Origin of the sequence: Mycolicibacterium setense (genome assembly GCF_000805385.1) — a bacterium.
Lineage (GTDB): Bacteria > Actinomycetota > Actinomycetes > Mycobacteriales > Mycobacteriaceae > Mycobacterium > Mycobacterium setense.
In genome coordinates this window covers 335,644-361,450 of record NZ_JTJW01000005.1, presented here as the reverse complement: position 1 = coordinate 361,450, position 25,807 = coordinate 335,644, and the positions used below count along the sequence as shown (strand labels likewise).

Sequence of the window (25,807 nt, the reverse complement as noted above, 5' to 3'; positions counted from 1 at the left end):
ACCTTCACGGCAGAAGACCCACTTGTCGGTAGAGCTTCCGCAGATAGCGGCGCATCTCATCGGTATCGGGAGGGTGGGGTTGTAGCACGCGGTAGGTGATCGCACCGACCATCATGTCGATGGCCACGTCGAAATCGGCGTCGGCGGAGACGGTTCCATGCTCACGCGCGCGTTCCAGCAGACGTGCCGCGAGTTCGCGCCGCGGCATGATGTAGCGATCCCAATAGACCGCCATGAGTGCCGGATGGCTGACCGCGGATCCGAGAACCCGCGCCACCAGGGCGCGATAGTGCGGTGTGGTGGTGGTGACGGCCGCGCTCTCGATCGCGGCTTCGACCAATTCGTAGGGGGACTCGATGTCGATCGCCTCCGGCGAGGCCCAGCTGACCTCCTCGGCGATCAGTGTCTCCATCGCAACGGCGATGAGTTCTTCTTTTGTCGCCCACCGCCGGTAGATGCTCGGCTTGCCCACCCCGGCGCGCTTGGCGATCTGCTCGATGCTCGATCCTTCGACACCGCGCTCGATGAACAGGTCCAGCGCCGCCTGCAAGATCGCGCGATCGGTCGCCGCGTCCCGTGGCCGGCCACGGCCGGGCGTCGTCACCGCACCGCCCCTGAGCCCAAAGCGGCTGCCAGCCAACGGTCCAGGCTTCCCGCGTCGTCCGGTTTACCCCGCCACGCCAGATGCGCGTCCGGGCGGATCAGCATCATGTCCTTGCCGTGATGGTGCAGGGTTGTGACGAAGTCGCCGAGGCGCTGCCGCACAGATTGGATGCGGTCGGGCGCCCCGTCGGGCAGCAGGAGCGCCCACCGCCCGCCGAGTTCCTGATGCAATCGGGTGGCGGTGCCGTCCGGACGGGTGCAGGGCAGGTTCTCAATTCGGTCTCCGGGCCGGGGCTTCCGGCCGCGTCCACCGAGCGGACCTTTGCGGTAACTCACCCAGAGTTGCGATGCGGTGTACGTCGTCCACCGCTGGATGAACGCCAAGCCGAACAACCGCGTGGCCACATGGTCGCGCAGAAACCGGCCGATCGGGTTGCTCGCCACGTTGACCCGCGTTACCGCGCTGGTACCGCGCAGCACTTCGGTGGCCAAGGGCCTGCGTTCAGCCTCGTAGGTGTCGATGAGCTTGTCCGAAGCAAGATTCCGGATTACCAGGGCGAGTTTGAACGCCAGGTTCTCGGCGTCCCCGATGCCGGTCAACATGCCCTGACCCCCGAAGGGCGCATGAACGTGCGCGGCGTCGCCGGCAATGAGAATCCGACCCTGCCGGTACTTGTCGGCGAGCCGGCGGTGCACGGTGAACACCGACAGCCACTCGGCGTCACCGATGACAACCGCACGGCCGGTGCGCTGCGGCACAAGCTCTTTCACCCTCCCCAGAATCTCAGTATCGCTTGGCTTTTGACCGAGCGCCGGGTCGTAGATGAACAGACGCCACAGATCCCCACGCGCATCGGGCATGGGCATCGCGCCGACCACTCCGTCGGGGTGGATCCAGCCGCTGGTCCCGCCACGGTCGACATCCCAGTCCAGGTGAATATCGGCCAGCAGGAAACGTTCGGAGAGCTTCACCCCGGGAAACGCGATGCCGACTTGCTGGCGCGTCACACTGGCTGAGCCGTCGCAGCCCACCATCCATTGTGCGCGGATCTGGGCACCGTCCCCGAGTTCGGCCACGACGGCGCCATCCTCCCGTCGCACACCGGCAAGCGCCCGGCCCCACTCCGGCTGCACACCGAGTTGAGCCAGCCGGTCCCGCAGCGCCGCCTCGACCTTGGCTTGCGACACCACCATCGGCGGCGCGGCCGTGCCCTTGCCAGGATCGCCGAACTCCAAGGTCATCACCGGGCGGTCGCCCAGATAGTTCGTGATACGCATGGCACGCAACGACTGGTTCGGCAGGTCACCCAGAGCACCTATCCGGCCCAGCACCTCAGATCCGCGGGCGTGCAGGAAGTTGGCCCGCGACGTGGTGGCAGGCCGCGGCGCCCGGTCGATGACGCGCACCGAAAGTCCGTGCAGTCGCAGGGAACAGGCCAGCGTCAGGCCCGTCGGCCCGGCGCCCACCACGAGGACGTCTGTATCGGGACCAGTCATGCCGAATATATTAACGAAACGGTTCCGTAATGGAAAGGGCTGGATCGACGCTCTCCGCGAACCGATCGAGCCTGCAGTCGCCGCGGCATTCTCCGGGGAACGATCCATCGGCAACTACAGGCTCGACATGTGGGCAGCGGCCCAGCTGTTAGTCGGTGTCCCCCGACGCGCCGGCTGAACCGGCGCTGCCGCCATCAGACTCGGCCGCCGACGCCTTCTTTTCAGGCTTTGCGAACGCCTTCTTGACGTCCCGATCGATCTTGTCGACGGTGGCCGAGATCTTCTCGCTCACTTCGGAAACCAGCTTTGCGGTCGGTCCGCTCGCCCCGTTCTTCAGCCCGCCCTTGCCGGGAGTGGCCATGAGACTGTCGCGGACCAGGGGTTTATTCGTCCTGGGCGCAGTCGTCACCGACTCCGTTGTCGTCACCTCGGATTCCGACGCTCCCGCCACGGCCGGGGCCTCGCCGGCACTCTCCTGCGCAGGCGCGACCGGCAGTGACAGCGTCGTCGCACCCGCGACAGCCGCAGTGCCAACCGGCGCGTCAGTCGCGGGCGGAGGCGGGTTGAGAATGTCACGGATCCTGCCGCGGCTGCGGTCGAGGTGCACCCTTACCCCGCCGGCAATGTTGAGCACTGCGCTTGCCGTATTGGCGATGCCGTGCTGGACAGCGTTGACCGCCCGGCCGGGATCACCTGCCGGAATCGCGTCGGCGAGCTCGTCGAGGGCGCCCGCTACCGCGTTCACGACGGTGAACACTCTCAACGCCTGCCCCATCGTGATCGACCAAGATACCCCCATGACCTCGCTCACCAATTGCCCCACGACGACGAACTGTTGCCGCACATAGGCTGGGACGAGCGGCCACTGCCCGAGTATCTGGAACATCGGCCCCGTGAAGACGGGGGTGAACTCGCCGACCGCACCGGTGAAGTCACCCGTGGCAGCCCTTTGGGCCGCTTTGCCCATGGCGACCGGAAAATTGGCCGCCACGGTGAAGACCTGCTGGCCGACCACGGTCGCGATCGCACCCAGGTGTTGACCATCCGCCGAAACCTTCCCGATCAAACCGTTGACGACCGGGAAGGGGTTGTCGAGCTGCGACTGAATAGCCTGCTGGACAAGGGTGTCCACCTTTTCGACGACCGGGCCGAAGACATCAATGGGGTTGTCGATGGCGGTGGCGCTGAGTTGCACCGCCTGGGTGTGGATTTCGGGCGGAGGGGCAGTCACCGGGGTTACGGCGATGACGCCGGCGCCGACCAAGGCGATGCCAGCCGTCACATAGGGCCGCAGAGCGAGTCTCAACTCGTTCTCCTTCTGTTCTACGAGATGCCAGCGACCGCTGACCGCGTGAACGTATCTGAGAAGACGCTGAGGAACATTCGCATTCTGTAACGCGTTCCAATTCTTGACGTGGCGAACTCCTGACCTCCGCCGAACGGCCCGGCCCAGCCGTCTCCGTCGACCACAAAACCGACTCCCTCACACAGGTCGGCGTCCGGCGGCTAAGCGACTAGGCGTCGAGAAATTCGATCCCCCACCGGTCGCGAAGATGATCCATGAAGTGGAGTCAGGCACCGGCACCGACCGATATTCCGCGCGGTCTTGCCAAGCCCTGGAGCAATTACTAGGATATGCAAGTATCTCGGGTATGCCCCGAGCCACTATCTGCGCATCTTCTTGGGACGGAACGCCATGACCACTCAGATTCCCCACTTCATCAACGGCCGGCGCACCACCGCCGAATCGACCCGCACCGCCGATGTACTGAACCCCAGCACCGGTGAGGTGCAGGCACAGGTGGTCCTGGCCTCGGCCACCGACGTCGACACCGCCGTGGCCGGTGCCGTCGAGGCGCAGAAGGAATGGGCTGCCTACAACCCGCAGCGCCGCGCCCGGATCCTGATGAAGTTCATCGAACTGGTGAACCAGCACGCGAACGAGTTGGCCGAGTTGCTCAGTTTGGAGCACGGCAAGACCGTCGCCGACTCCCTGGGCGACATCCAGCGCGGCCTTGAGGTCATCGAGTTCTCGGTCGGCATTCCGCACCTGCTCAAGGGAGAGTTCACCGAGGGCGCAGGCACCGGCATCGACGTATATTCGATCCGCCAGCCCCTGGGCGTGGTCGCCGGCATCACCCCGTTCAACTTCCCGGCGATGATCCCGCTGTGGAAGGCCGGCCCCGCACTGGCATGTGGAAATGCGTTCGTGCTCAAGCCTTCCGAGCGCGATCCCTCGGTTCCGCTGCGGCTGGCCGAGCTGTTCATCGAGGCCGGTCTGCCCACCGGTGTGTTCCAGGTCGTGCAGGGCGACAAAGAAGCCGTCGACGCGATCCTCGAGCACCCCGAGATCAAGGCCGTGGGCTTCGTCGGCAGCTCCGACATCGCGCAGTACATCTACTCGGGCGCCGCGGCGCACGGTAAGCGCGCGCAGTGCTTCGGCGGGGCCAAGAACCACATGATCGTGATGCCCGACGCCGATCTGGACCAGGCCGTCGACGCGTTGATCGGCGCCGGATACGGCAGTGCGGGTGAGCGTTGCATGGCCATCAGCGTCGCGGTCCCGGTGGGTGAAGACACTGCAAACCGGCTGCGCGCCAGGCTCGTTGAGCGGGTCAACCAGCTGCGCGTCGGACACAGCCTCGATCCCAAGGCCGATTACGGGCCGCTGGTCACCGGCGCGGCCCTGGAGCGGGTACGCGACTACATCGGCCAGGGCGTCGAGGCCGGGGCCGAGCTGGTGGTCGACGGTCGCGAGCGCGCCACCGACGAGCTGACGTTCGACGAGGCCAGCCTGGAGAAGGGCTTCTTCATCGGGCCGACGCTGTTCGACCACGTCACCACCGACATGTCGATCTACACCGACGAGATCTTCGGCCCGGTGCTGTGCATCGTCCGGGCCCACGATTACGAAGAAGCGCTGAAGCTGCCTTCTGAGCACGAATACGGAAACGGCGTGGCGATCTTCACTCGCGATGGCGACGCGGCCCGCGACTTCGTCTCACGTGTTCAGGTCGGGATGGTCGGAGTCAACGTGCCGATCCCGGTTCCGGTGGCCTACCACACCTTCGGTGGCTGGAAGCGGTCCGGATTCGGCGACCTCAACCAGCACGGACCGCATTCGATCCTGTTCTACACCAAGACCAAGACCGTCACCGAGCGGTGGCCGTCGGGCATCAAGGATGGCGCCGAATTCGTCATCCCGACGATGAAGTAGCACGGCCGGTGAATCTGCACGACCTGGACGAGGACGAACGCGTTATCGCCGAGACAGCGGCCGCGTTCGCCGAAAAGCGCATCGCACCATACGCATTGGAATGGGACGAGACTCATCACTTCCCCACCGACGTGTTGCGCGAAGCGGCCGAACTCGGAATGGGCGCCATCTATTGCGGCGAGGATGCCGGTGGCAGCGGGCTGCGCCGCCTCGATGCCGTCCGCATCTTCGAGGTTCTCGCCGCAGCCGACCCCACCCTGGCGGCGTTCCTGTCCATTCACAACATGTGTGCGTGGATGGTGGACAGCTTCGGCACCGAGGAGCAGCGCAAAACCTGGGTACCCAGGCTGGCCTCGATGGAGGCCATCGCCAGCTACTGCCTGACCGAACCGGGTGCCGGTTCGGACGCGGCGGCGTTGCGCACCAGGGCCGTACGGGACGGCACCGATTACGTCCTCGACGGGGTCAAGCAGTTCATCTCAGGAGCCGGCAGCTCCGATGTGTATGTGGTGATGACACGTACCGGAGCCGATGGACCCAAGGGAATCTCCGCCTTCGTTGTCGAAAAGGACGCGCCCGGACTGAGTTTCGGGGCGCAGGAGCAGAAGATGGGCTGGAACGCCCAGCCCACCGCACAGGTGATCTTCGAAGGTGTGCGGGTGCCGGCAGAGGCCCTGCTCGGCGGCGCCGAGGGTACCGGGTTCGGGATCGCCATGAACGGTCTGAACGGTGGACGGATCAACATCGCCGCCTGCTCGCTCGGCGGCGCCCAGGCGGCCTACGACAAGACGTTGAGCTACCTCGCCGACCGCCAGGCGTTCGGCGGGGCCCTGCTCGACGAGCCGACCATCCGGTTCACCCTGGCCGACATGGCCACCGGCCTGGAGACGTCGCGAAACATGTTGTGGCGGGCTGCCTCGGCGTTGGACGGCAACCATCCCGACAAAGTGACACTGTGTGCGATGGCCAAACTGTATGTCACCGACACCTGCTACGAGGTCGCCGATCAGGCGCTGCAGTTGCACGGCGGCTACGGCTATCTACATGAATACGGTCTGGAGAAAATCGTCCGGGATCTGCGGGTGCACCGCATCCTTGAGGGAACCAACGAAATCATGCGCGTGGTCATCGGGCGCTCTTGCGCGGGCGGAGCCCGCAATTCAGCAGAAGCGTCCAGGGCTCGCACCACCGGATAGGGAGACTTGAGTGAGCACGATCGCGTTCCTCGGTTTGGGTCACATGGGCGGCCCGATGGCGGCCAACCTGGCCGCGGCAGGCCATACAGTGCACGGCTTCGATCCGGTGCCGGCATCGAAGGCGGCCGCTGAAGCCAACGGCGCCAAGGTCTTCGACACCGGCGCCGAGGCCGTGGCCGGAGCGGAAGTGGTGATCACGTCACTGCCCAACGGCAACATCGTCAAAGCGTGCTATGCCGAGGTGCTGCCGGTTGCGGCGGCAGGCACGTTGTTCATCGACACCTCCACCATCTCAGTCGACGATGCCCGCGAGATTCACGCGAAGGCAGGCGAACACGGCCACGCCCAGCTCGACGCCCCGGTGTCCGGTGGTGTGAAGGGCGCGACCGCGGGCACGCTGGCGTTCATGGTCGGCGGTACCGATGACGCGGTCGAGCGCGCCCGCCCGGTGCTGGATCCCATGGCGGGCAAGATCATCCACTGCGGCGGATCGGGCACTGGCCAGGCCGCCAAGCTGTGCAACAACATGGTGCTCGCGGTGCAGCAGATCGCCGTCGGCGAGGCGTTCGTCCTGGCCGAGAAGTTGGGCCTGTCCGCGCAGGCACTGTTCGATGTGATCACCGGCGCGACCGGAAACTGCTGGGCCGTCCACACGAATTGCCCGGTGCCAGGCCCCGTTCCGACGTCTCCGGCCAACAACGACTTCAAGCCGGGGTTCGCCACCGCGCTGATGAACAAGGACCTGGGTTTGGCGATGGCGGCGGTGATGTCGACCGGCTCGTCGGCTCCGCTGGGAACCCACGCGGCCCAGATCTATGCCGCCTTCGCCGACGAGCACGCCGACGAGGATTTCAGCGCGGTGATCGAGACGCTGCGCGGCTGAGCTACGCCGCGGTCGGGCTGCGCTGAGCCCACCACTGGCTGTGCAGGCGTCGGCACATCGCCAGTCGCAGCGGGTCGGCACCGGAGAAATCGGGCCGCACCGCAATCGCTGAGGCAGATGAGCCGGCGTCAGGGTCGATCAGCACACTGGCCATCCCTGCCCCGTTCGCGGCACGCAGACCCGCGGCCGAGCCGACCATGGCCAAGGCGTCGTGACCGCCCACTCCCAGTTCGATCAGCGCATGCCGGTACAGCTCCGTCCCGGTCGCGCTCACGTCATCGGTGGTGACGACGGTTTCCACCAGTCCGTCACCGACCAGCTGGCGCACCAGTGGTTCGGCCCAGCGCCGACGGCCCGCGGCGACCACGCCGACCGGCAGGCCGGCCAGGAACGCGTCGTTCATCAGATCCTCCAAACCGGCCCGCGGCGTCAGGCCGGCCTCGAGGATCATCTCGTCGAACATCATGTCCTTGGTCATGCAGATCTCGTCGGCGAGCACTTCGGTGAGCACATCGCATTCCGGGCCCACGCACCGCTTGCGCAATTCGGCGGTGACCCGCTGGCGTTCGTCATGCAGCGCGAGAAGCTGCTGGTAACGGGCTACCCCCCACTGGATGGGCAGACCGTGCGCGGCGAATGCGGCGTTGAAGACGACGCGATGGCCGTCGATGTCGAGGTCTGCCAACGCGTCGAGGTCCAGGATCACCGCACGCATCGGATGGGCGCTCGTTTCGGCCCGGGCACAGTCCCACCAGAACCGCCCGGCACGCCATGACTTCTCTTGTGGTGTGGACACCCCATGAGAGTGGCCCACGTCACATCGGTGCCGCGTCCCCCCTAAGGGGGATTCGGGGAGTTGAAGTTGAGCCGCTCCTGCCCTCGGAAGGCGGTCGCCACCTCTAGGGTGATGCCATGGCGCCCTCCAGTCCGGTGCGCCTTGTGCTGGTCGATGACCATGAAATGGTCATCGAGGGTCTCAAGGCCATGCTTGCTGCGTTCAACGACCGGGTCGAGGTGGTCGGCCAGGCCGTCGGCGCCGAGCGCGCAGTCAACGTGATCGAGACGCTCGATCCCGACATCGTGTTGTGTGACGTACGCATGGAGGGTTCCAGCGGGCTGGACCTGTGCCGGGTGCTGCGCGAGCGGGATCCGGACCGCAAGGTGGTCATGCTCTCGGTCTACGACGACGAGCAGTACCTGTTCCAGGCGCTGCGGGTGGGCGCGGCCGGATACCTGCTCAAGAGCATCAGCAGTGACGAGCTGGTGCGGCAGATCGAATTCGCCCACGGCGGGCAGACCGCGATCGATCCGGGTATGGCTGCCCGCGCGGCCGGCACCGCGGCCCGCCTGCAGCGCGACGAGTTCTGGCCGGGGGTTCGGCAGGGGCTCACCCAGCGGGAGAGCGAGATTCTGTCGTTCGTCGTCGCAGGCCTGTCCAATCGCGGGATCGCCAACAAGCTGGTGATCGGCGAGGAAACCGTGAAGACCCATCTGCGCTCCATCTACCGCAAGCTCGGGGTGAGCGACCGAGCCGGCGCGGTGGCCACGGCTTTGCGCGAGGGCATCTACCAATGACCGCGGAGAAGCCCGGACGCGAGCTCGGCCCGGTCGACCTCACCGCCGACCGTGAGCTGGCCCTGCTGCGCGAGCTCATCCGGGCCGCATCGAGCGGTCCGGGCGTGGAGCCGCTGGCCGCCGCGGCGGCCCGGATGATCACCGAGGCCACCGCCACCGACGTCTGTTTCGTGCACGTGCTCGACGATTCGGAACGAGCGCTGACGCTGGCGGGGGCCACGCCGCCGTTCGATGCCGAGATCGGCAAGATCCGGCTGCCGCTCGGGCAGGGCATTTCCGGCTGGGTGGCCAGCCACCGCCAACCGGTGGTGATCGGTCACGACAAGGAATCCGATCCCCGCTACATGCCCTTCGAGTCGCTGCGAGGCCGTGACTTCACGTCGATGGTGTCGGTCCCGATGGAGACCGGGCCCGGCGGTTTGGTGGGCGTGCTCAACGTGCACACCGTCGACCGCCGCGAGTTCACGCCGCGCGACGTGGAGTTGCTGCTGGTCATCGGCCGGCTCATCGCCGGGGCGTTGCACCAGGCCCGGCTGCACCGCCAGCTGGTGGCACGTGAGCGGGCGCACGAGAATTTCGTCGAGCAGGTGATCCAGGCGCAGGAGATCGAGCGGCGCCGGTTGGCCGGAGACATTCACGACGGCATCTCCCAGCGATTGGTGACGCTGTCCTACCGGCTCGACGCCGCGGCCCGCGCTGTCGAACCGCAGACGGTGGCCGAACAGTTGGCCGCCGCACGCGAACTGGTGACTCTGACATTGCAGGAGGCGCGGGCCGCGATCAGCGGGTTGCGCCCGCCGGTCCTCGACGACCTCGGTTTGTCCGGTGGGCTGGCCAGCTTGGCGCGCTCGATCCCGCGGATCCCCATCGACGTCGATCTCGCCGAGACCCGGGTGCCCGACCACATCGAGCTGGCGCTGTACCGGATCGCCCAGGAATGCCTGCAGAACGTGGTCAAACACGCCGAGGCCGAGCGGGCCCGGCTCACCTTCACCGTCGAAGACGGCGTTGCCAGGCTCGAAATCGTCGATGACGGAAAGGGTTTCGACACCTTCGAGCACCCGCTGGGCAGTGACGAGATGGGCGGCTACGGGTTGTTGTCCATGGCCGAGCGGGCCGAGATCGTCGGCGGCCGGCTCAACATCCGGTCCCGGCCGGGCGCAGGCACCACCGTGATCGCGACCATCCCGCTACCTCCGGCGATCGACTCGTGAGGCAGTCGTCACCGCTCCTGGAGGTGCGCGGCGCACGGCGGACATCGCGGTAAAGTCGCCGCCGATGACCTTGATTCGCACGCTCGCCGCCGCCATCACCGTCCTCGTCACCAGCGCCGCGGTCGCCGGATGCCAGTCCACGAACGACAGTCCCGCCTACGGCGCCGAATTGCAGGGTTTCGACTATCCGCACCCGGTCCACCAGTTCACGTTCGCGTCCCAACAGAAGACGCTCCAGATGAGCTACATGGATGTGCAGCCGGCGCAGCCCAATGGCCGCACGGCCGTGCTGATGCATGGCAAGAACTTCTGCGCGGCAACGTGGGAGCAGACGATCGACGAACTCACCGCCGCCGGCTATCGCGTGATCGCGCCGGATCAGATCGGGTTCTGCAAATCCAGCAAGCCCGCGTCCTACCAGTTCAGCTTCCACCAGCTCGCACACAACACGCACGCGCTGCTCGAGTCGCTCGGCATCGACCGTGCGACGGTGATCGGCCATTCGACCGGCGGCATGCTCGCGGTGCGTTACGGGTTGATGTACCCGCAGGAGACCCAGCAGCTGGTGCTGGTGAACCCGATCGGACTCGAGGATTGGAAGGCCAAAGGCGTGCCGGCGCTGTCCGTCGACGACTGGTACGCCCGGGAACTGAAGACGACGGCCGACGGCATTCGCCGCTACGAGCAGGCCACCTATTACGCGGGGCAGTGGAGCCCGTCATACGAACCGTGGGTGCAGATGCTGGCCGGCATGTACCGGGGTCCGGGCAAGGCCCAGGTGGCGTGGAACTCGGCACTGCTCTACGACATGATCTACACGCAGCCGGTGCTGTACGAATTCGACCAGCTTCAGGTACCGACACTGCTGCTCATCGGCCTCAAGGACACCACCGCGATCGGCAAGGACGCCGCGCCGCCGAAGGTGCAGGCCGAGATCGGCCACTACCCGGAATTGGCCAAGGCCACCGAGAAGGCCATCCCGCGGGCGACGCTCGTCGAATTTCCCGATCTCGGGCACGCGCCGCAGATGCAGGATCCGGCGGCGTTCCATGCGGCGCTCCTCAAGGGCCTCGCCGCGTCGAGCTAGCCGCCGAGCTTTCCTGCGAGTTCCGGGCATTCGTACTTGAGTGCCACGTTCACGATCGTCATGAGCGCATCGGGCGGGAGCTTGCTGCCCATCTGGATCAGCACGTCCACGACATCCTGCCTGGTCTTGTTGAAGCTGCCACCGGCCATGATGCAGGCCATCATCAGCTGATTCCCGATCGCACGGTCGGAACCTTCGATGCCGGCGGCGCGTACCTCGGCGAACGCTTCCGGCGGCAACTCCGTCGAACCACGCGGAGCTCCTGCCGTCGGCTTGGGACTTTTGGTGGCAGTCGTCCTGGGCGCCTTCGATGACGACGTGAACGGCGTGACGTCGTCGGGCGCGGTGGCGACCCCGGTGGTGGTGGTACTGCAGGCCGCCATCAACATGACAGCGGCGGAGCCCAGCGCCGCGGCTACCCGCTTGGCTTGCATGATCGCTCCCCTCAACTACGTTCGAGGGTAGTGGCGTTCGCGGCCGGAAAGGCGCCTCAGAAATCTCCGGAGTGTCGGCGCAGCGTCTCGATCGAGGCCACCAACGCCTGAGATTCCTCGTCCGACATCCCGACGTCGGCGAACACCTGGCGGTTCAGCGTCACCGTGGCGTCCTCGACCGTCGACCGGCCCAGCTTCGTGATCTGCACCAGCGTCGTGCGCCCGTCGGTGGGGTGCGGGATGCGCTCCACCAGACCGTTGGCTTCCAGGCGCCGGATGGCGTGGGTGACGCTGGTGACGTGCACCTGCAGGCGATCGGAGGCCTTGGTGATCGGCAGCGCACCGGCCCGGCTGAACGCCAGCAGGCGCAGCAGCTCGAACCGCGAGAAGCTCAGATCGTAGGGCCGCAGCGCGGACTCCACCCGGGCCAGCAGGATTTGGTGGGCCCGCATCACCGACGTCACCGCGACCATGCCGCCTGCCACGTCGCCCCACCCGGCGGCCTCCCAGTTCGCGCGGGCCTGCGCGATGGGGTCGCGTTTGTCCGGTGGTGAGGGCACGCCTCTTCTTACCGCATCGCCGGGCGGGCCCGCGCAGCGATGCGCGCATTCAGGTGCGTCAGGCAGCGGCCGCCGTCACCGCACCCAGCACCGCCCGGGTGGACTGCCGCGATCCGATGGTGATCCGCACTCCGCCGTCGGCGTAATGACGAAGCTGAAGTCCGGTGCCGTCGAACACCTCCGGCCACGGCAGGGAACCTCCGGGTAGATACAGGAAGTTCGCGTGCGCGTCCGTGCTGTACACGCCGAGGGCCCGCAACCGCCGCTGCATATAGTGCCGTTCCGCAGCGATCATCCGGATACGTTGACGCAGTTGACTTTCCGCATCGTACGACGCTGCGACCGCCACCTGGGCGCTCAGCCCGATCCCGAACGGCAGCTGCATCCGCCACAGTTCGCGGGCGAGATCGGGGGCGCAGAACCCGTAGCCGATCCGTAGCCCGGCCAGGCCGTAGGCCTTCGAAAAGGTGCGCACCACCACGACATTGCCGAAGCGGGCGACCAGGCTCGGGCCGTCGATGCGCTGTTCGGCCGCCAGGAACTCCACATACGCCTCGTCCAGCAGCACCACGGTGTCCGTCGAAATCCGCTTCAGGAAGCGCTCGATCTGGACGGCCGACTCGATGGTGCCCGTCGGGTTGTGCGGCCGGCAGACGACCACGACCCTCGCGTTGCGGCCGGCCTCGGCCATCGCATCCAGATCATGACGACCGTGCGCGTCGAGCGGAATAGTCACTGTCCGCAGCCGCGCCATCTGCGCGAAGATCGGATACCCGTCGAAGGTCGGGTCCGCCGTCACCATGGTGTCGCCGGGACTGGTCACCGCGTGCAGCACCTGCATGATGACGCCGGTGGCACCGCCGCCGACGATCACCTGCTCCTCGGCCACTCCGTCGTGATCGGCGATCAGCGAACGCAACCGCTGCGGCAGGAATTCCGGATACCGGTTGGCGGCCTCGTCGCATGCGCGCAGTGCCGTGCGCACCGCCGGCAGCGGCGGAAACGGGCATTCGTTGAGCGACAGCGCCAGCGGGTTGACCGCCTGCGGCAGCGCTCCGACCACGTCGGACAGTGCGGTACGGGGAGCCACCATCACTCGTTCCCCAGATCGGCGCCGTTGCCGGGCCGGCCACCCCACCGCACCGCGGCGGCGCCGGCGAAGTCACCGGCGTGGGCGAAGGCGGCCATCAGCACGGTATCGCCTGCCTTCACCCGCCCGCCGGTGACGGCCCGGTCCAGATTGACGGGAATGCCTGCGGCAAAGAGGTTTCCACATTCATCGAAGGTGTCGACGTGATGTTCGGGCGACAGTTCCAGCGCCTCCCGCCAGTTGCGCAGGAAAACCCGATTGGGCTGATTGGTCACGAACAGGTCGATGTCCTTGGGCTGTACACCGATCCGGTCGCAGACGGTGTAGGACACCTCGGGCACCTGCCGGTTGCCCCGGGCCAGCACCTTGGTGATCTTGCTCTCGGTGAAGCCGATGCACGCTTCGCCGGGGCCGGCCTGCCACCATTTGCGCGGCGGGTCCATCACGACGGTCATGTCTCCGGCGTACTCGCCGTAGGTACGGCATTCGATGTCGAGGATGGGTGACTCGTCGGACAGTGTCACCAGCCCCACCGCGGCGCCGTCACCGGGCACCGCCGCCTGGGCCTTGCGCCGGATGGTCTGCTGATCGAAGACCTGGCCGGCGGAGTTCTGGGCGATTGCGATCACAGCGGTCCGGCCCTCCCCCGCCCTCAACAAGGTGCGAGCCACCTTGAGCCCCAGGATGAATGCGGCGCATCCGCCGTTGTGCAGGTCGATCACCCAGTTGGGTTTCATGCCGAGCCGGTGCGCCATGCCGCCACCGCCGCCGTAGAACGGCATGTCGGGCAGCTGAGTGTGGGTGATCAGCACGTCGGCTCCGGTGATGACATCGGCACCATAACGCTCGATCAGCCCCGCGGCGGCCCGCTCGACCATGTCGATCGCGGTTTCCTCGGGAGCCACATGATGACGGAACCGCGGCGCCCGGAACATCACGTTCTCGGCCAGCTCGTCGGTTTCGGCGAACCCGGCGTAGTAGTCGGCGCTGATCGGGTCACCGGGCAGATAGGTGGACACGTCGATGAGGCTGACGGTGTTCTCGGCGGACACATGCTCGGTCATGGCGTGCCTCACTTCATCCAGGCCGGGGTGACCGAAAGGCCGTTGTGGTGCCGGTATTCGGCGATTGCCTTGAGGTTTCGCAACTCCAGCAGATGGCCGGGACCGAACATGTCCCAGAAATCCCCCACCCAGACCGGCCGCGCGGGGGGTGCGGTCTCCGGGTAGGGATTCTCGTCGTAGAACGGGTGATGGCAATTCGTCCACAGCACAACCGATCCCGGCTTGTCCAAGACCACCTGCGCATCCACGACGCGCATCAGATAGATCATCCACAGGTGCTTTCCCTGATCCCAGGCGCAGTGGTAGTCGACGGTCAGCGCGTCACGGTTGGCCACGGTGCGGGTGTAGATCGCGCTGCCCGGTCCCGACGGCCCGGCACCGAGGCGGTCGTGGGCCAGCCACAGGCCAGGTTCCTCGGTCGGCGTGAAACCACGCAGACTGTAGGTCCACTCCTCCAGGCAGCGGGTGTCGGACAGGTAGTCGAACAACTCGTCCGGTGGGCACTCGATGTAGTCGTTGACGGTGCAGTATTGGCCGAAGACCTGGTCGTGCGGATAGACCGACCGCATCATGTCCATGATGATCGGTGTGGCCTGCTCCTTCGGTGAGGTCTCGATCCGGATGAGCCCGTCCAGCGGGTCTCGGGAACCTCGATGGGTCGTGATGTCGTCAAGCGCGGGCAGTGACATGAGTCTTGTTCTCCTCTGAGCCGGAAGGGGTGCTGTCGGTGGCCAGAAATGCTGCGAACGGCGGGATTTCGTCGGCTGAACACTCGACGCTGAGCACCGATGGACCGTCTGTGTCCAGTGCCATACCCAGCGCTCGGGGCAGTTGGCCGATGTCGGCGACGTCGTATGCGGGCAGGCCGGGGAACATCGCGGCCAGCCCGGCGCCGAGCCGGCTCGGGCCGAACCTGTTGTAGGAGTAGCGATCGTCGTAGAACAACTGCTCGCGGGTAACACACATGGCGTGGGCGTGGTTGTCGAACAGCACGAAGGTGATCGGCAGCCGGTACTGCAGCGCCGTGTGAATCTCCATGCCGTGCATGAAGAATGAGCCGTCGCCCGCGATCACCACAGTGCGCCTTGGGTCGCCTGATGCGGTCACGGCGGCAGATGCCCGGTGAAACGTCATTCCGATGCCTGCACCGAAGCTGTAGCCCATCCCGCCCATGCCCAGCGCCACCATGAACCGGCCGTCGCGCCGGGCCGGCAGATAGTGGATGGCCGACGCCCCGATGTTGCCCGCGTCGATGACGAGGTCGGTGCCGTCGGGCAGGGTTTGGTCGAGCACGGCCATCGCGTCGCGGTAGCGGATGCCCGGGCCGTCATGGGCCGGCGGTCGCAGTTCGGTCCGCGGCGCGACGTCCGGCACCCGAACCTGGGTGGGCCGGCCGGGCCCCGACAGCGCCGCGGACAACTGCGTCAGCGATACCCGCAGGTCGTCCGAGTGGATGTGGGTGCACGGCACATGGGGCACGTGGGCGCCGATCGAGTAGGTCGGTACCGATTCGAGCGCGCCGTCGAGCCCGGCCCTGGCGGTGACCGTCATGCGGGTGCCGACCACCACGCACAGCGCGCTCTGCGCTGCGGCAACGGACACCCCGGGGTGGCCCATCACACCGGCTACGCCCAATGCGGAGGAGGATCCGAAACCCGGCGTGCCCGCCACATCCTTGGCCTCGGGCACCGTGGCCACCCGCGCACGCAGGGTGGCCCGAAGTCGTTCGAGTTCGCCACGGGCATCGTCGCGGGCCACCTGTTCACCGGCGATGATCGTGATGGGGCCGTCGGCGTGGCGCAGGGCCTGCTCGAGCGCGCCGAGATCGGAGTGGCGAGCCCCGGTCCCGGTGGCGACGGCACGACCGTTGCGCGTGCCTGGATCCCCGAGTTCGGCCTGTTGAATGTCCTTGGGCAGCAACAACACCGCGGGTCCACCGGTACGTGCGGTGGCCAGCGCCTCCGGCAGCGCGGTGAGGATGTCCGCCGGCGCCAGCACCCTGCGGCAGTACACCGAGACCGCCGAGAACAAGGCGTGCCCGTCCAGGCTTCCATTGGCCCCGCTGGTGTCCTGGAAGGCGCCGCGGCCGTCGAGCGTGGTCGGCGCCTGACCGATCAGGGCCAGCACGGGAACCCGGCTGGCCAGCGATTCCGCCAGCCCGGGCACGGTGTTGAGACAGCCTCCGCCGGAGGTCGCCGCCACCACACCGATCCCGGCGCCGCTGCGGCTGTAGCCGTCCGCCATTGTGGCAGCGGAAAATTCGTGTTTGGCCAGCACCGCGGTGATGTCATCCCGGAAGTACGCCGCGTCGTAGAGGTCCTCGATGTTGGCACCGTCCACGCCGAAGAGGTGCGAAACCCCGTTCGCGGCCAGATGGCCGACGATGTAATCCACCACCCTGTGCGAACTGACCATGTGTCACCTACTTCCGTGCTCTGCCAGTGACACGACGCGTGGGTGGCGTCGGTTCACCGTGAGGACGGATTGGTGCGAACTCCGAGCGAACTCGCCGGCTCGCCACGATCAAGATCAGCTGGATCTGGGCATAGTGGAGGACGTGGATCCAGTGATCGGAGGCATCAGATGACACAGCCGTACATGGATTGGGACGCAGCGTATCGGCAGGACACCCCGCCGCCGTGGAGCATCGGCGCGCCGCAGCCCGAGCTCGCCCGCGTCATCGACGAGGGCAACGTGCGAGGAGAGGTCCTCGACTCGGGGTGTGGCCACGCCGCTCTCTCGTTGGCGCTGGCCGAGCAGGGGTATACCGTGGTCGGGCTCGATGCCAGCGCCACGGCGGTGGCAGAGGCGGCCGCCACGGCAGCCGAACGCGGCCTGACCACAGCCACTTTCGCGCGGGCAGACATGACCGATTTCGGTGGTTACGACGGCCGGTTCGACACCGTGCTGGACAGCGGTCTGCTCCACGCCCTGCCGGTCGACGGGCGGCAAGCGTACGTCCGGGCCATCCACCGCGCGGCGGCGCCCGGTGCGCGCCTGTTCATCCTGGCCTTCGCGACGCGGCCGTTCGGTGGCAGCACCCCCGGGCCGAACGGCTTCACCGCCGACGAATTGCGCGAGACCGTGGCCACCTGCTGGACAGTCGACGAGGTACGCCCGGCCAAGCTGTATGGCAACGACACCCCGGCCGCCGGCGGGCCATCGTCACTGCCCGGTGTGGAGCGGGACGGAGCCGGGCACATCACCATGCCCGGCTTCCTGCTGAGCGCCCACAAAGACGGCTGAAACCGACGCCGCTCAGAGCTGCTTTTCCAGCAGCACCTTTCCTTCGGGGGACGTAACCAGTTGCACCGCAGCGATTTCCGGCATCGGCATCTGGGTGTTGGCGCTGGGCAACGCGGTCGCGCCGGACAGTCCCAGCCATGTCGCGATCTCCTCGCGACTGCCGTCGCGGCCGATCACCACCATGCCCAGGTTCTGCGGAGGAGCATCCTGCTTGCCCCAGCTCCCATAGCTGCAGGCCATGTCGATCCGGGTACCCCAGGAATAACTGGTCATCGCGATACTGGCGTTGATCGGGGTATCGGCCATCTTGGACATCGTGAGCATCTGCGCGCTCTGCTGCTCGGTGCCGCGCTGCATGCCGAAGATCTCGGGACGGAGTCCGACCACCACACCCACGGCCAGCAGGGCAGCGGCCACGCCGACGGCCGCCGTCGTCACCCATCGCGAACGGCGGCGCCCCCAGCTGACCTTGGCCAGCACGGACTGCAGCACCTCGGGCCGCAACGGCGGATCGGGCTGTTCGGATTCGAGTGCGGTCACGTCGTCGAGGTCGAGCATGGCCAGCAGCGCTGGGATGCCACTCAACTCGGCCACCGCGGAACGGCACTGCGCACAGCCCTGAAGATGGGTCTCGTACTCGCGTCGCTCGCTACTGTCCAGCGATCCCAGCACATAGGACGCATCCCAGGTCCGGTAGCGGTCGGATTCGACCGGATCAGGAAGGTGGGGTACACCGAACTGTGTCATCGTGTCACCCCCATCTCTTGCAAGTTCAGTCTCAAGGCACGTACCGCGTAGTGCAGCCGCGATTTCACGGTGCCCTCGGGTATCTGCAGGTCTTCGGCGATCTGGTTCGTTGTCCAGCCCTGGTAGTACGCCCGGCGGACAACGGCCCGGTGTTCATCGGAAAGTTGGCTCAGCGCCGTGCTCAGCAGGATGCGATCCAAGGCGTTGTCCACTTGGTCGGGGGTGCCAGCCGTCCTGGCATGGTCTGCCACCTGTTCTGGGTCGGGCACGCCGGTTTCGTTGCGAAATCGGGCACTCCGGCGTTCGTCGATGATCATATTGCGCGCCACGGTGAACAACCAGGCTCTTGCCGATCGTTCGTTGTCAGGAGCGGCGTCGGTCGGATGAACGCTTGCGTGAAGACCATCAGGCCTGTGGCGCCACGCACGCAGCAACGTTTCCTGCACCACGTCCTCGGCGCGGGCGCGGTCACCCGTGAGCCGCAAGGCGTAGCGCCACAGCGCTGCAGCATGCTCGTCGTAGAGCACCCGCATCATGGCGGCCTCCGGATCATCCATTCCATACCTCCGTCAGTGATACGACGTTGGTGGCGATCCGGTTCAATTAGTACCTTTGCGCGCGGGGTTGCACCAGCGCAGGCGCGCGATTCAGGTAATGATTGCTGACGTCAATTACAGGGTGAGGATTCTGGGACCGTCGTCGGTGACGGCAACGGTGTGCTCCCAGTGCGCCGCCCGGGTCCCGTCGGCGGTGACGACGGTCCATTCGTCGTCGAGGATGACGGTCTCGGTGGTGCCGAGGGTGAGCATGGGTTCGATCGCCAGTACCGAGCCCGGCTCCAGGTACGGCCCGCGTCCGGGTGCGCCCTCGTTGGGCAGGAACGGGTCCATGTGCATCTGCCTGCCGATGCCGTGGCCGCCGTAGCCGTCGACGATGCCGTACTTGCGGTCGTGGCGAGCCTCGGCGGCGTGGGTCTCGACCTCGATCGCGTGCGAGACATCTGTCAGCCGATTACCGGGCAGCATCGCGGCGATGCCGGCCTCCATAGCGGATTTCGTTGCGGCAGAAAGGGCTTCGTCGGCGGGGATGAGCGCGCCGATCCCGAACGTGACGGCCGAGTCGCCGTGCCAGCCGTCGACGATCGCACCGCAGTCGATCGACACCAGGTCACCGGCGGCCAGCAGCTCACCGGCTGACGGAATGCCATGCACCACACGGTCGTTCACCGAGGCGCAGATGCTGGCCGGGAATCCGTGGTAACCCAGGAACGACGGAGTGCCACCGCCGTCGCGGATGACGCCTTCGGCGATCTGGTCCAGCTCCAGCGTGGAAACTCCGGGTGCCGCCGCGGCCCGCACCGCCCGTAGTGCCGATGCGACCAGCGCCCCGGCCACGGCCATCGCGTCCAACTCTCCGGCGCTGCGCTGCGCAACGACTTTGCGCTTGCGCAACCCCGGCATTCTGATCACTTACCCAGTGCGTGCAATGCGCGGGCGAACACCTCGTCGAGGCCGCCCACCGCATCCACGGTCTTCAGTTCGTCGCGGTAGTACTCGAGCAGCGGCTCGGTCTCGTCGCGGTAGACCTTCATGCGGTTGCGGATGACCTCATCGGTGTCGTCGGCGCGACCACGACCCTTGAGACGGGTCAGCAGCTCGTCCTCGGACACCTGGAACTCCACGACCGCGTCGAGCTTGGTGTTGCGGGCGGCGAGCATGTCCTTGAGCGCGCCGGCCTGCTCGACCGAGCGCGGGTAGCCGTCGAGGATGAATCCGTCAGCCGCGTCGGGCTGGTCGATGCGGTCCTCGACCAGACGGTTCGTCAGCTCGGCGGGCACCAGGTCGCCGGCGTCCAGGTAGCGCTTGGCCTCCAGGCCGAGCGGGGTGCCGTCACCGATGTTCTTGCGGAACAGGTCGCCGGTGGAGATTTGCGGGATGCCGAGCTTCTCGGACAGCTTCTCTGCCTGCGTGCCTTTGCCCGCACCGGGCGGTCCGAGTAGGACGACTCTCACTTCAGGAACCCTTCGTAGTTACGTTGCATGAGCTGGCTCTCGATTTGTTTGACGGTATCCAAGCCGACACCGATCATGATGAGAACCGCGGTACCGCCGAACGGCAGGTTCTGTACCGAGCCGGTGTTTCCGATCTCCAGGAACAGGTTGGGCAGAACGGCGATCACACCCAGGTAGATCGAGCCAGGCAGGGTGATCCGGCTGAGCACGTACCGCAGGTAGTCCGCGGTCGGCTTGCCCGGCCGGATGCCCGGGATGAATCCGCCGAACTTCTTCATCTCGTCGGCACGCTCGTCGGGGTTGAAGGTGATCGACACGTAGAAGTACGTGAAGAACACGATCAGGCCGAAGTAGATGATGATGTAAACGGGGTCAGCCGGATTCGTCAGGTAATCGGCGACGAACTTGTCCCACCAGCTGCTGCCCGGGTTGGCGCTGCCGCTCTGGATCAGCTGGGTGATCAGGTGCGGAATGTAGATCAGCGACGACGCGAAGATCACCGGGATGACGCCCGCCTGGTTGACCTTCAGCGGCAGGTAGGTCGACGTGCCGCCGTACATCTTGCGGCCCACCATGCGCTTGGCGTACTGGACCGGGATGCGGCGCTGACCCTGCTCGACGAACACCACGCCGACGATGATCAGCAGCGTCGCGGCAACCACCGCGGTGAACACCAGGCCGCCGCGGCTCTCGAGGATGGTCTGGCCTTCGGACGGGATCCGGGCCGCGATGCCGGCGAAGATCAGCAGCGACATGCCGTTGCCGATGCCGCGTTCGGTGACGAGCTCGCCCATCCACATCACCAGCGCCGAACCCGCGGTCATCACCAGCACGATGACGATCAGGCCGAAGACGGAGCTGTCCTGGATGATGTCGAGACTGCAGCCCTGCAGCAGCCCACCGTTGGCGGCGAGCGCCACGATGCTGGTGGCCTGCAGGACGGCCAGCGCGATCGACAGATAACGCGTGTACTGCGTCATCTTTGCCTGACCGGCCTGGCCCTCCTTCTGCAGCTGTTCGAACCGCGGGATCACCACGACCAGCAGCTGCACGATGATGCTGGCGGTGATGTAGGGCATGACGCCCACGGCGAAGACGGTCAGCTGTAGCAGTGCGCCGCCTGAGAACAGGTTGATCAATGAATAGATCTGCGCCGAATCTCCGCCGCTGACCTGCTCGATGCACTTCTGGACGTTCGGGTAGTTAACCCCCGGAGACGGGATCGACGCGCCGGCTCGGTACAGAATCACCAAGCCCAACGTGAACAGGATCTTGCGTCTGAGGTCGGCCGTCCGCAGCGATGAGATGAAAGCCGAAAGCACTCTTCCTCCTGCGCAGCCGACCTCTCAGCGCGGCGTGCCAAACGGGGCTGGTGGAGCCAGCGTCAATGGTCAAATCGTGTACGGCCGCCCTGCAGGCGCGCAGCCTGCGAACTCAGCCGTCAAATCAGTCTACGAGAGTAACAGTTGCCCCGGCGCGGACCCTCCATGCACCCACGTCGATCGGCCTCGATCGGTCGATGTGCGCCCGAAGATCCGTCCCGAGAGCGAGCGGAGCTTCCCTTCAGAATCGGAGCGTACAGTCGGCGGCAGCTCATTACACCACCTAACTAACACGTTGATATTCACTGAACAAAAGGGGGAATTCATGGCCCGCACGGCTGACGACACCTGGGATCTCGCCTCCAGTGTTGGCGCCACGGCGACGATGGTCGCGGCGGCGCGCGCGATGGCCACAAACGCCGATGATCCGGTGATCGACGACCCGTTCGCCGCTCCCCTGGTTCGCGCCGTCGGCATGGACTTTTTCACCACGCTGGCAGACGAGAACTTCAGCACCGAAGGCCTCGACGAGGAGGCCGCCACCGGCCTGATCCGCTTCGCCAACGGCATGGCCGCCCGCACCCGCTTCTTCGACGACTTCTTCCTCGATGCCTGCCGCGCCGGCATCCGCCAGGCCGTGATCCTGGCGGCCGGCCTGGACTCACGGGCCTATCGGCTGCCGTGGCCGAATGGGACCGTCGTCTACGAGATCGACCAGCCACAGGTCATCGAGTTCAAGACCGAAACCCTGGCGAAGCTCGGGGCCGTCCCGACGACCGACCGGCGCACCGTCGCCATCGATCTACGGTTCGACTGGCCCACCGCGCTGGCCGAGGCCGGCTTCGACCCGTCGGCGCCGACGGCATGGATCGCCGAGGGATTGCTGGGTTACCTGCCGGGAGACGCCCAGGACCGTTTGCTCGACCAGGTCACTGAGCTGAGCGCACCCGGTAGCCGTTTCGGCGTGGAGGGCGTGCCCGCCACCGAGAGCAACGACGAGGAGACCATCCGCGCCCGGATGCAGGAATTCACCGATCGCTGGCGGGCCCACGGCCTCGACATGGACCTGAATGAACTGATCTTCCTCGGTGATCGTGCTGATGTGACGACATACCTGGAAGGTCATGCCTGGCAGACCGTCGGCATCTCATCGAACGATCTGCTGATCCGCACGGGCCTGCCACCGATCGAGGACGAGGCCCACGCGGCCTCGGTGCTCTACATCACTGCCGGGAAATAACAGCCGAGAAGTCAGGGGAACTCGATGGCACGGTCCGACACGGACAGTTGGGATCTGGCCTCCAGCGTGGGTGCGACGGCGACGATGGTCGCCGCGGCCCGCGCGATCGCCAGTGCTGAACCGGATCCGCTGATCAACGACCCCTACGCCGCGGACCTGGTCCGTGCGGTCGGCGTGGAGTTCTTCACCAAGCTCGTCGACGGCGACATTGCCCTCGACGGCGAGCTGGCCGAAGGCGCCGCGCTGATGACCGGCATCATGGCGGTACGGACGAAGTTCTTCGACGACTTCTTTACTTCCTCCGTAGACGCCGGAATCCGCCAGGCGGTGATCCTGGCTTCGGGGCTGGACTCACGTGCGTACCGGCTGCCGTGGCCGGACGGAACGGTGGTCTACGAGATCGACCAGCCCGAGGTGATCGGCGCCAAGACGGCCACCATGACACAGATCGGGGCCACCCCCACGGCCGAACGCCGGGCCGTGGCCGTCGATCTGCGTGACGACTGGCCGGCGGCGCTTCAGGCCGCCGGATTGGATCCGGCTGCCCCGAGCGCGTGGAGCGCCGAGGGGCTGCTGGCCTATCTGCCGCCCGAGGCGCAGGATCGGTTGTTCGACAACATCAGCGCGCTCAGCGCCCCCGGCAGCCGACTGGCCACCGAGTTCCACCCAGACATCGCGGCGAACCTGCGCGAGCGAGGCAACGCGATGAGCGAGCAGTGGCGGCAGCACGGCCTCGACCTCGACCTGGCCAATCTCTGGTACGACGGCGAGCGCAATTCGGTGGTCGACTACCTCACCGACAGCGGATGGAAGGTGACCGCGCGCCGACGACCTGAGCTGTTCGCCGAGTACGGCCGCGCGTTCCCCACCGGAGAAGCCGCTGCACCGCAACGTAACTCGCAGGCTGTCATCGCGATACGAGATTAGGAGCACCATGACACGCACAGATGGCGACAGTTGGGATCTGGCCACCAGCGTCGGGGCGACCGCGACGGGTGTCGCGGCCTCCCGCGCTTTGGCCACCAAGCAGCCCGAGCCGCTGATCAACGATCCGTACGCCGACGCCCTGGTCCATGCTGTGGGCCTCGAACACAGCATCCGGATCGCCGACGGTGAGGCATGCATCGAGGGCGATCTGATGCTTGACCGGCAGCGGATGTGTGAGCAGATCGCGGTTCGTACAAGGTTTTTCGATGACTTCTTCACCTCCGCGTCGGCGTCCGGTATCCGGCAGGCGGTGATCCTGGCCTCCGGTCTGGACACCCGCAGTTACCGGCTGGCCTGGCCGGCGGGCAGCGTGGTGTTCGAGGTGGACCAGCCCGCGGTCCTGGAGTTCAAGACGCGCACGCTGACCGATCTCGGGGCCGAGCCGGCCGCCGAGCTTCGCTCCGTGCCGGTCGACCTGCGTGACGACTGGCCGAAGGCCCTGCGTGACAACGGCTTCGATCCACAAGCCCCGACCGCATGGATTGCCGAGGGTCTGCTGATCTACCTGCCGCCCGAAGCCCAGGACCGGTTGTTCGACAACATCACCGCGCTCAGCGCACCCGGTAGCCGGCTGGCCACCGAGCACATGGACACCGTCGCCATGTCCAAGGACTGGTCGGCTCGGGTCAGCGAATGGTCCAAGAAGGTCGGGTCCGACGTGGACCTGCTGGACCTGTTCTATTCCGGCGACCGTGCCTCGGCCCGCGATTACCTCTCCGCACAAGGCTGGGACGCCACGGTGCTCTCCACCCGGGCCGCCTACGAATCGCACGGGTTCGCCTATCCCGAGGAACTTGGCGAAATCGCCGGCGATTCTGGTTATCTGTCGGCAACGCGCACGACTTCGAACTAGACGACCGGGAGACGCACCATGGCACGTACCGAGGGTGACAGCTGGGATCTGGCCTCCAGCGTCGGCGCCACTGCAACGATGGTGGCGGCCGGACGGGCGATCGCCAGCCTGGATTCGCACGGACTGATCGACGATCCGTTCGCCGCGCCGCTGGTCCGCGCGGTGGGCATCGACGTGTTCACCAAGATGGTCGACGGCGAGCTGAGCCTGGAGGCGCTGGGCCAGTTCGCGCCCGACGCCGCCGAGCGGGCCCGCGCCAACATCGACGAAATGGCTGTGCGCACGCGGTTTTTCGATGACTACTTCATCGCCTCGGGCAAGGCGGGTATCCGGCAGGCGGTGATCCTGGCCTCAGGGCTGGACTCGCGTGCGTACCGGCTGCCCTGGTCCGAGGGCACCGTGGTCTACGAGATCGACCAGCCGGAGGTGATCGAGTTCAAGAGCCGCACACTCGCGGATCTGGGAGCGACACCGACCGCCGAACGGCGCACCGTACCGATTGACCTGCGTGACGATTGGCCGGCCGCCCTGCAGGCAGCGGGATTCGATCCGGCCAAACCGACCGCGTGGTGTGCCGAGGGTCTGTTGATCTACCTGCCGCCCGAGGCCCAGGACCGGTTGTTCGACAACATCGCCGCGCTGAGCGCCCCCGGTAGCGCGGTTGCCACTGAGTTCGTGCCAGGGCTCAAGGACTTCGACCCGGAGAAGGCGCGGGCTGCTACCGCGGCGTTCAGCCAGATGGGTTTGAACATGGACATGCCGTCGCTGATCTACCACGGCGAAAGGCACTCGGCCGCTGACTATCTGAGCGCCAAGGGCTGGCAGATGACCGGGGTGGTCCGATCGGAGCTGTTCGTCCGCCACGGCCTGCCGGTGCCGGCCCTCGACGAGGACGATCCGATGGGCGAGATCGTGTACGTCAGCGGCACTTCGAGCTGACGTAGCGAGGCCGGCGACACCAGCGGGCCGGTCCGACGACCA

General features: G+C 66.5%; 26 protein-coding genes. 11 read left to right on the top strand and 15 right to left on the bottom strand.

The annotated features are described in order from the left end of the window. Window positions 1–4: 4 nt before the first annotated feature. The 3 genes from QQ25_RS08010 to QQ25_RS08000 form a co-directional block, all read right to left on the bottom strand. Window positions 5–604, bottom strand: coding sequence for a TetR/AcrR family transcriptional regulator (locus QQ25_RS08010; protein WP_039378161.1), 600 nt, complete (start codon window positions 602–604; stop codon window positions 5–7). Further along, window positions 601–2,100, bottom strand: a complete 1,500-nt coding sequence (locus QQ25_RS08005) for an FAD-dependent oxidoreductase (RefSeq protein WP_039378160.1) — start codon at window positions 2,098–2,100, stop codon at window positions 601–603. The genes QQ25_RS08010 and QQ25_RS08005 overlap by 4 nt, the downstream gene beginning before the upstream one ends. A gap of 148 nt (window positions 2,101–2,248) precedes the next feature. Next, window positions 2,249–3,406, bottom strand: a complete 1,158-nt coding sequence (locus QQ25_RS08000; RefSeq protein WP_131546128.1) for a hypothetical protein — start codon at window positions 3,404–3,406, stop codon at window positions 2,249–2,251. 390 nt (window positions 3,407–3,796) lie between these two features. Here QQ25_RS08000 and QQ25_RS07990 point away from each other — a divergent pair, with 390 nt between their 5' ends. From QQ25_RS07990 to mmsB, 3 genes are read left to right on the top strand one after another with little or no spacing between them, the layout of a single operon-like run. Continuing rightward, window positions 3,797–5,317, top strand: a complete 1,521-nt coding sequence (locus QQ25_RS07990) for a CoA-acylating methylmalonate-semialdehyde dehydrogenase (protein ID WP_039378155.1) — start codon at window positions 3,797–3,799, stop codon at window positions 5,315–5,317. A gap of 8 nt (window positions 5,318–5,325) precedes the next feature. After that, the gene (locus QQ25_RS07985; protein ID WP_039378154.1) at window positions 5,326–6,513 is read left to right on the top strand and encodes an acyl-CoA dehydrogenase family protein; all 1,188 of its coding nucleotides are present in this window, start codon (window positions 5,326–5,328) and stop codon (window positions 6,511–6,513) included. A gap of 10 nt (window positions 6,514–6,523) precedes the next feature. Continuing rightward, window positions 6,524–7,396: a 3-hydroxyisobutyrate dehydrogenase gene (mmsB, locus tag QQ25_RS07980; protein WP_039378153.1), complete on the top strand. Its 873-nt coding sequence runs from the start codon at window positions 6,524–6,526 to the stop codon at window positions 7,394–7,396. A 1-nt stretch (window position 7,397) separates the two neighbouring features. On the opposite strand, the gene QQ25_RS07975 is transcribed toward mmsB, so the two are convergent. Then, window positions 7,398–8,192 carry an HAD family hydrolase gene (locus tag QQ25_RS07975; protein ID WP_039378151.1) on the bottom strand — a complete coding sequence of 265 codons (795 nt, stop codon included), beginning with the start codon at window positions 8,190–8,192 and terminating at the stop codon, window positions 7,398–7,400. A gap of 116 nt (window positions 8,193–8,308) precedes the next feature. Between QQ25_RS07975 and QQ25_RS07970 the strand changes: the two genes are divergently transcribed. From QQ25_RS07970 to QQ25_RS07960, 3 genes are all read left to right on the top strand, one after another. Next, complete coding sequence (locus QQ25_RS07970; protein ID WP_039315675.1) at window positions 8,309–8,971, top strand: response regulator; 663 nt, start codon at window positions 8,309–8,311, stop codon at window positions 8,969–8,971. After that, the gene (locus QQ25_RS07965) at window positions 8,968–10,185 is read left to right on the top strand and encodes a GAF domain-containing sensor histidine kinase (protein ID WP_039378150.1); all 1,218 of its coding nucleotides are present in this window, start codon (window positions 8,968–8,970) and stop codon (window positions 10,183–10,185) included. The genes QQ25_RS07970 and QQ25_RS07965 overlap by 4 nt, the downstream gene beginning before the upstream one ends. 64 nt (window positions 10,186–10,249) lie before the next feature. Then, window positions 10,250–11,272, top strand: a complete 1,023-nt coding sequence (locus QQ25_RS07960) for an alpha/beta fold hydrolase (RefSeq protein WP_039378148.1) — start codon at window positions 10,250–10,252, stop codon at window positions 11,270–11,272. On the opposite strand, the gene QQ25_RS07955 is transcribed toward QQ25_RS07960, so the two are convergent. Genes QQ25_RS07955 through QQ25_RS07930 form a run of 6 tightly spaced genes read right to left on the bottom strand, consistent with a single transcriptional unit; the run spans window position 11,269 to window position 16,835 of the window. Then, window positions 11,269–11,706: a hypothetical protein gene (locus QQ25_RS07955; RefSeq protein ID WP_039378147.1), complete on the bottom strand. Its 438-nt coding sequence runs from the start codon at window positions 11,704–11,706 to the stop codon at window positions 11,269–11,271. The two genes, QQ25_RS07960 and QQ25_RS07955, sit on opposite strands and share 4 nt — an antisense overlap. A gap of 56 nt (window positions 11,707–11,762) precedes the next feature. Continuing rightward, entirely contained in the window at window positions 11,763–12,266 is a 504-nt protein-coding gene (locus QQ25_RS07950; RefSeq protein WP_039315669.1) for a MarR family transcriptional regulator, read from the bottom strand. A gap of 58 nt (window positions 12,267–12,324) precedes the next feature. Continuing rightward, window positions 12,325–13,359 (bottom strand): pyridoxal phosphate-dependent aminotransferase, encoded by a 1,035-nt coding sequence (locus tag QQ25_RS07945; RefSeq protein ID WP_039315666.1) that lies wholly within the window; start codon window positions 13,357–13,359, stop codon window positions 12,325–12,327. After that, on the bottom strand, window positions 13,359–14,420 hold the full coding sequence (locus tag QQ25_RS07940) for a 3-oxoacyl-ACP synthase III family protein (protein ID WP_039378146.1): 1,062 nt from the start codon (window positions 14,418–14,420) through the stop codon (window positions 13,359–13,361). Before QQ25_RS07940 ends, QQ25_RS07945 begins: the two co-directional genes overlap by 1 nt. An 8-nt stretch (window positions 14,421–14,428) precedes the next feature. After that, window positions 14,429–15,109 carry a hypothetical protein gene (locus QQ25_RS07935; RefSeq protein WP_039315661.1) on the bottom strand — a complete coding sequence of 227 codons (681 nt, stop codon included), beginning with the start codon at window positions 15,107–15,109 and terminating at the stop codon, window positions 14,429–14,431. Next, window positions 15,090–16,835 carry a thiamine pyrophosphate-binding protein gene (locus QQ25_RS07930; protein WP_039378145.1) on the bottom strand — a complete coding sequence of 582 codons (1,746 nt, stop codon included), beginning with the start codon at window positions 16,833–16,835 and terminating at the stop codon, window positions 15,090–15,092. The genes QQ25_RS07935 and QQ25_RS07930 overlap by 20 nt, the downstream gene beginning before the upstream one ends. Before the next feature lie 168 nt (window positions 16,836–17,003). On the opposite strand from QQ25_RS07930, the gene QQ25_RS07925 reads away from it, so the two are divergent. Then, window positions 17,004–17,666: a class I SAM-dependent methyltransferase gene (locus QQ25_RS07925; protein ID WP_039378144.1), complete on the top strand. Its 663-nt coding sequence runs from the start codon at window positions 17,004–17,006 to the stop codon at window positions 17,664–17,666. A gap of 12 nt (window positions 17,667–17,678) precedes the next feature. Here the strand turns inward: QQ25_RS07925 and QQ25_RS07920 are convergent, their stop codons facing one another. The 5 genes from QQ25_RS07920 to secY all read right to left on the bottom strand — a co-directional run bounded on the left by QQ25_RS07920 (window position 17,679) and on the right by secY (window position 21,746). Then, window positions 17,679–18,413 (bottom strand): anti-sigma factor family protein, encoded by a 735-nt coding sequence (locus QQ25_RS07920; protein ID WP_039315652.1) that lies wholly within the window; start codon window positions 18,411–18,413, stop codon window positions 17,679–17,681. Then, on the bottom strand, window positions 18,410–18,970 hold the full coding sequence (locus QQ25_RS07915; RefSeq protein WP_039315649.1) for a sigma-70 family RNA polymerase sigma factor: 561 nt from the start codon (window positions 18,968–18,970) through the stop codon (window positions 18,410–18,412). Before QQ25_RS07915 ends, QQ25_RS07920 begins: the two co-directional genes overlap by 4 nt. Before the next feature lie 114 nt (window positions 18,971–19,084). Beyond that, window positions 19,085–19,882 carry a type I methionyl aminopeptidase gene (gene map / locus QQ25_RS07910; protein ID WP_039378143.1) on the bottom strand — a complete coding sequence of 266 codons (798 nt, stop codon included), beginning with the start codon at window positions 19,880–19,882 and terminating at the stop codon, window positions 19,085–19,087. Continuing rightward, window positions 19,879–20,424, bottom strand: coding sequence for an adenylate kinase (locus QQ25_RS07905; RefSeq protein WP_039315643.1), 546 nt, complete (start codon window positions 20,422–20,424; stop codon window positions 19,879–19,881). Before QQ25_RS07905 ends, map begins: the two co-directional genes overlap by 4 nt. Next, window positions 20,421–21,746 (bottom strand): preprotein translocase subunit SecY, encoded by a 1,326-nt coding sequence (gene secY, locus QQ25_RS07900; protein ID WP_039315640.1) that lies wholly within the window; start codon window positions 21,744–21,746, stop codon window positions 20,421–20,423. The genes QQ25_RS07905 and secY overlap by 4 nt, the downstream gene beginning before the upstream one ends. A gap of 325 nt (window positions 21,747–22,071) precedes the next feature. Here secY and QQ25_RS07895 point away from each other — a divergent pair, with 325 nt between their 5' ends. From QQ25_RS07895 to QQ25_RS07880, 4 genes are read left to right on the top strand one after another with little or no spacing between them, the layout of a single operon-like run. After that, window positions 22,072–22,986 (top strand): class I SAM-dependent methyltransferase, encoded by a 915-nt coding sequence (locus tag QQ25_RS07895; RefSeq protein ID WP_039315637.1) that lies wholly within the window; start codon window positions 22,072–22,074, stop codon window positions 22,984–22,986. 24 nt (window positions 22,987–23,010) lie between these two features. Further along, window positions 23,011–23,913, top strand: coding sequence for a class I SAM-dependent methyltransferase (locus tag QQ25_RS07890; RefSeq protein ID WP_039378142.1), 903 nt, complete (start codon window positions 23,011–23,013; stop codon window positions 23,911–23,913). Window positions 23,914–23,920: 7 nt separating this feature from the next. Next, on the top strand, window positions 23,921–24,826 hold the full coding sequence (locus QQ25_RS07885; RefSeq protein ID WP_039315632.1) for a class I SAM-dependent methyltransferase: 906 nt from the start codon (window positions 23,921–23,923) through the stop codon (window positions 24,824–24,826). A gap of 18 nt (window positions 24,827–24,844) precedes the next feature. Then, window positions 24,845–25,765 (top strand): class I SAM-dependent methyltransferase, encoded by a 921-nt coding sequence (locus QQ25_RS07880; RefSeq protein ID WP_039378141.1) that lies wholly within the window; start codon window positions 24,845–24,847, stop codon window positions 25,763–25,765. The last annotated feature ends 42 nt before the right edge of the window (window positions 25,766–25,807 follow it).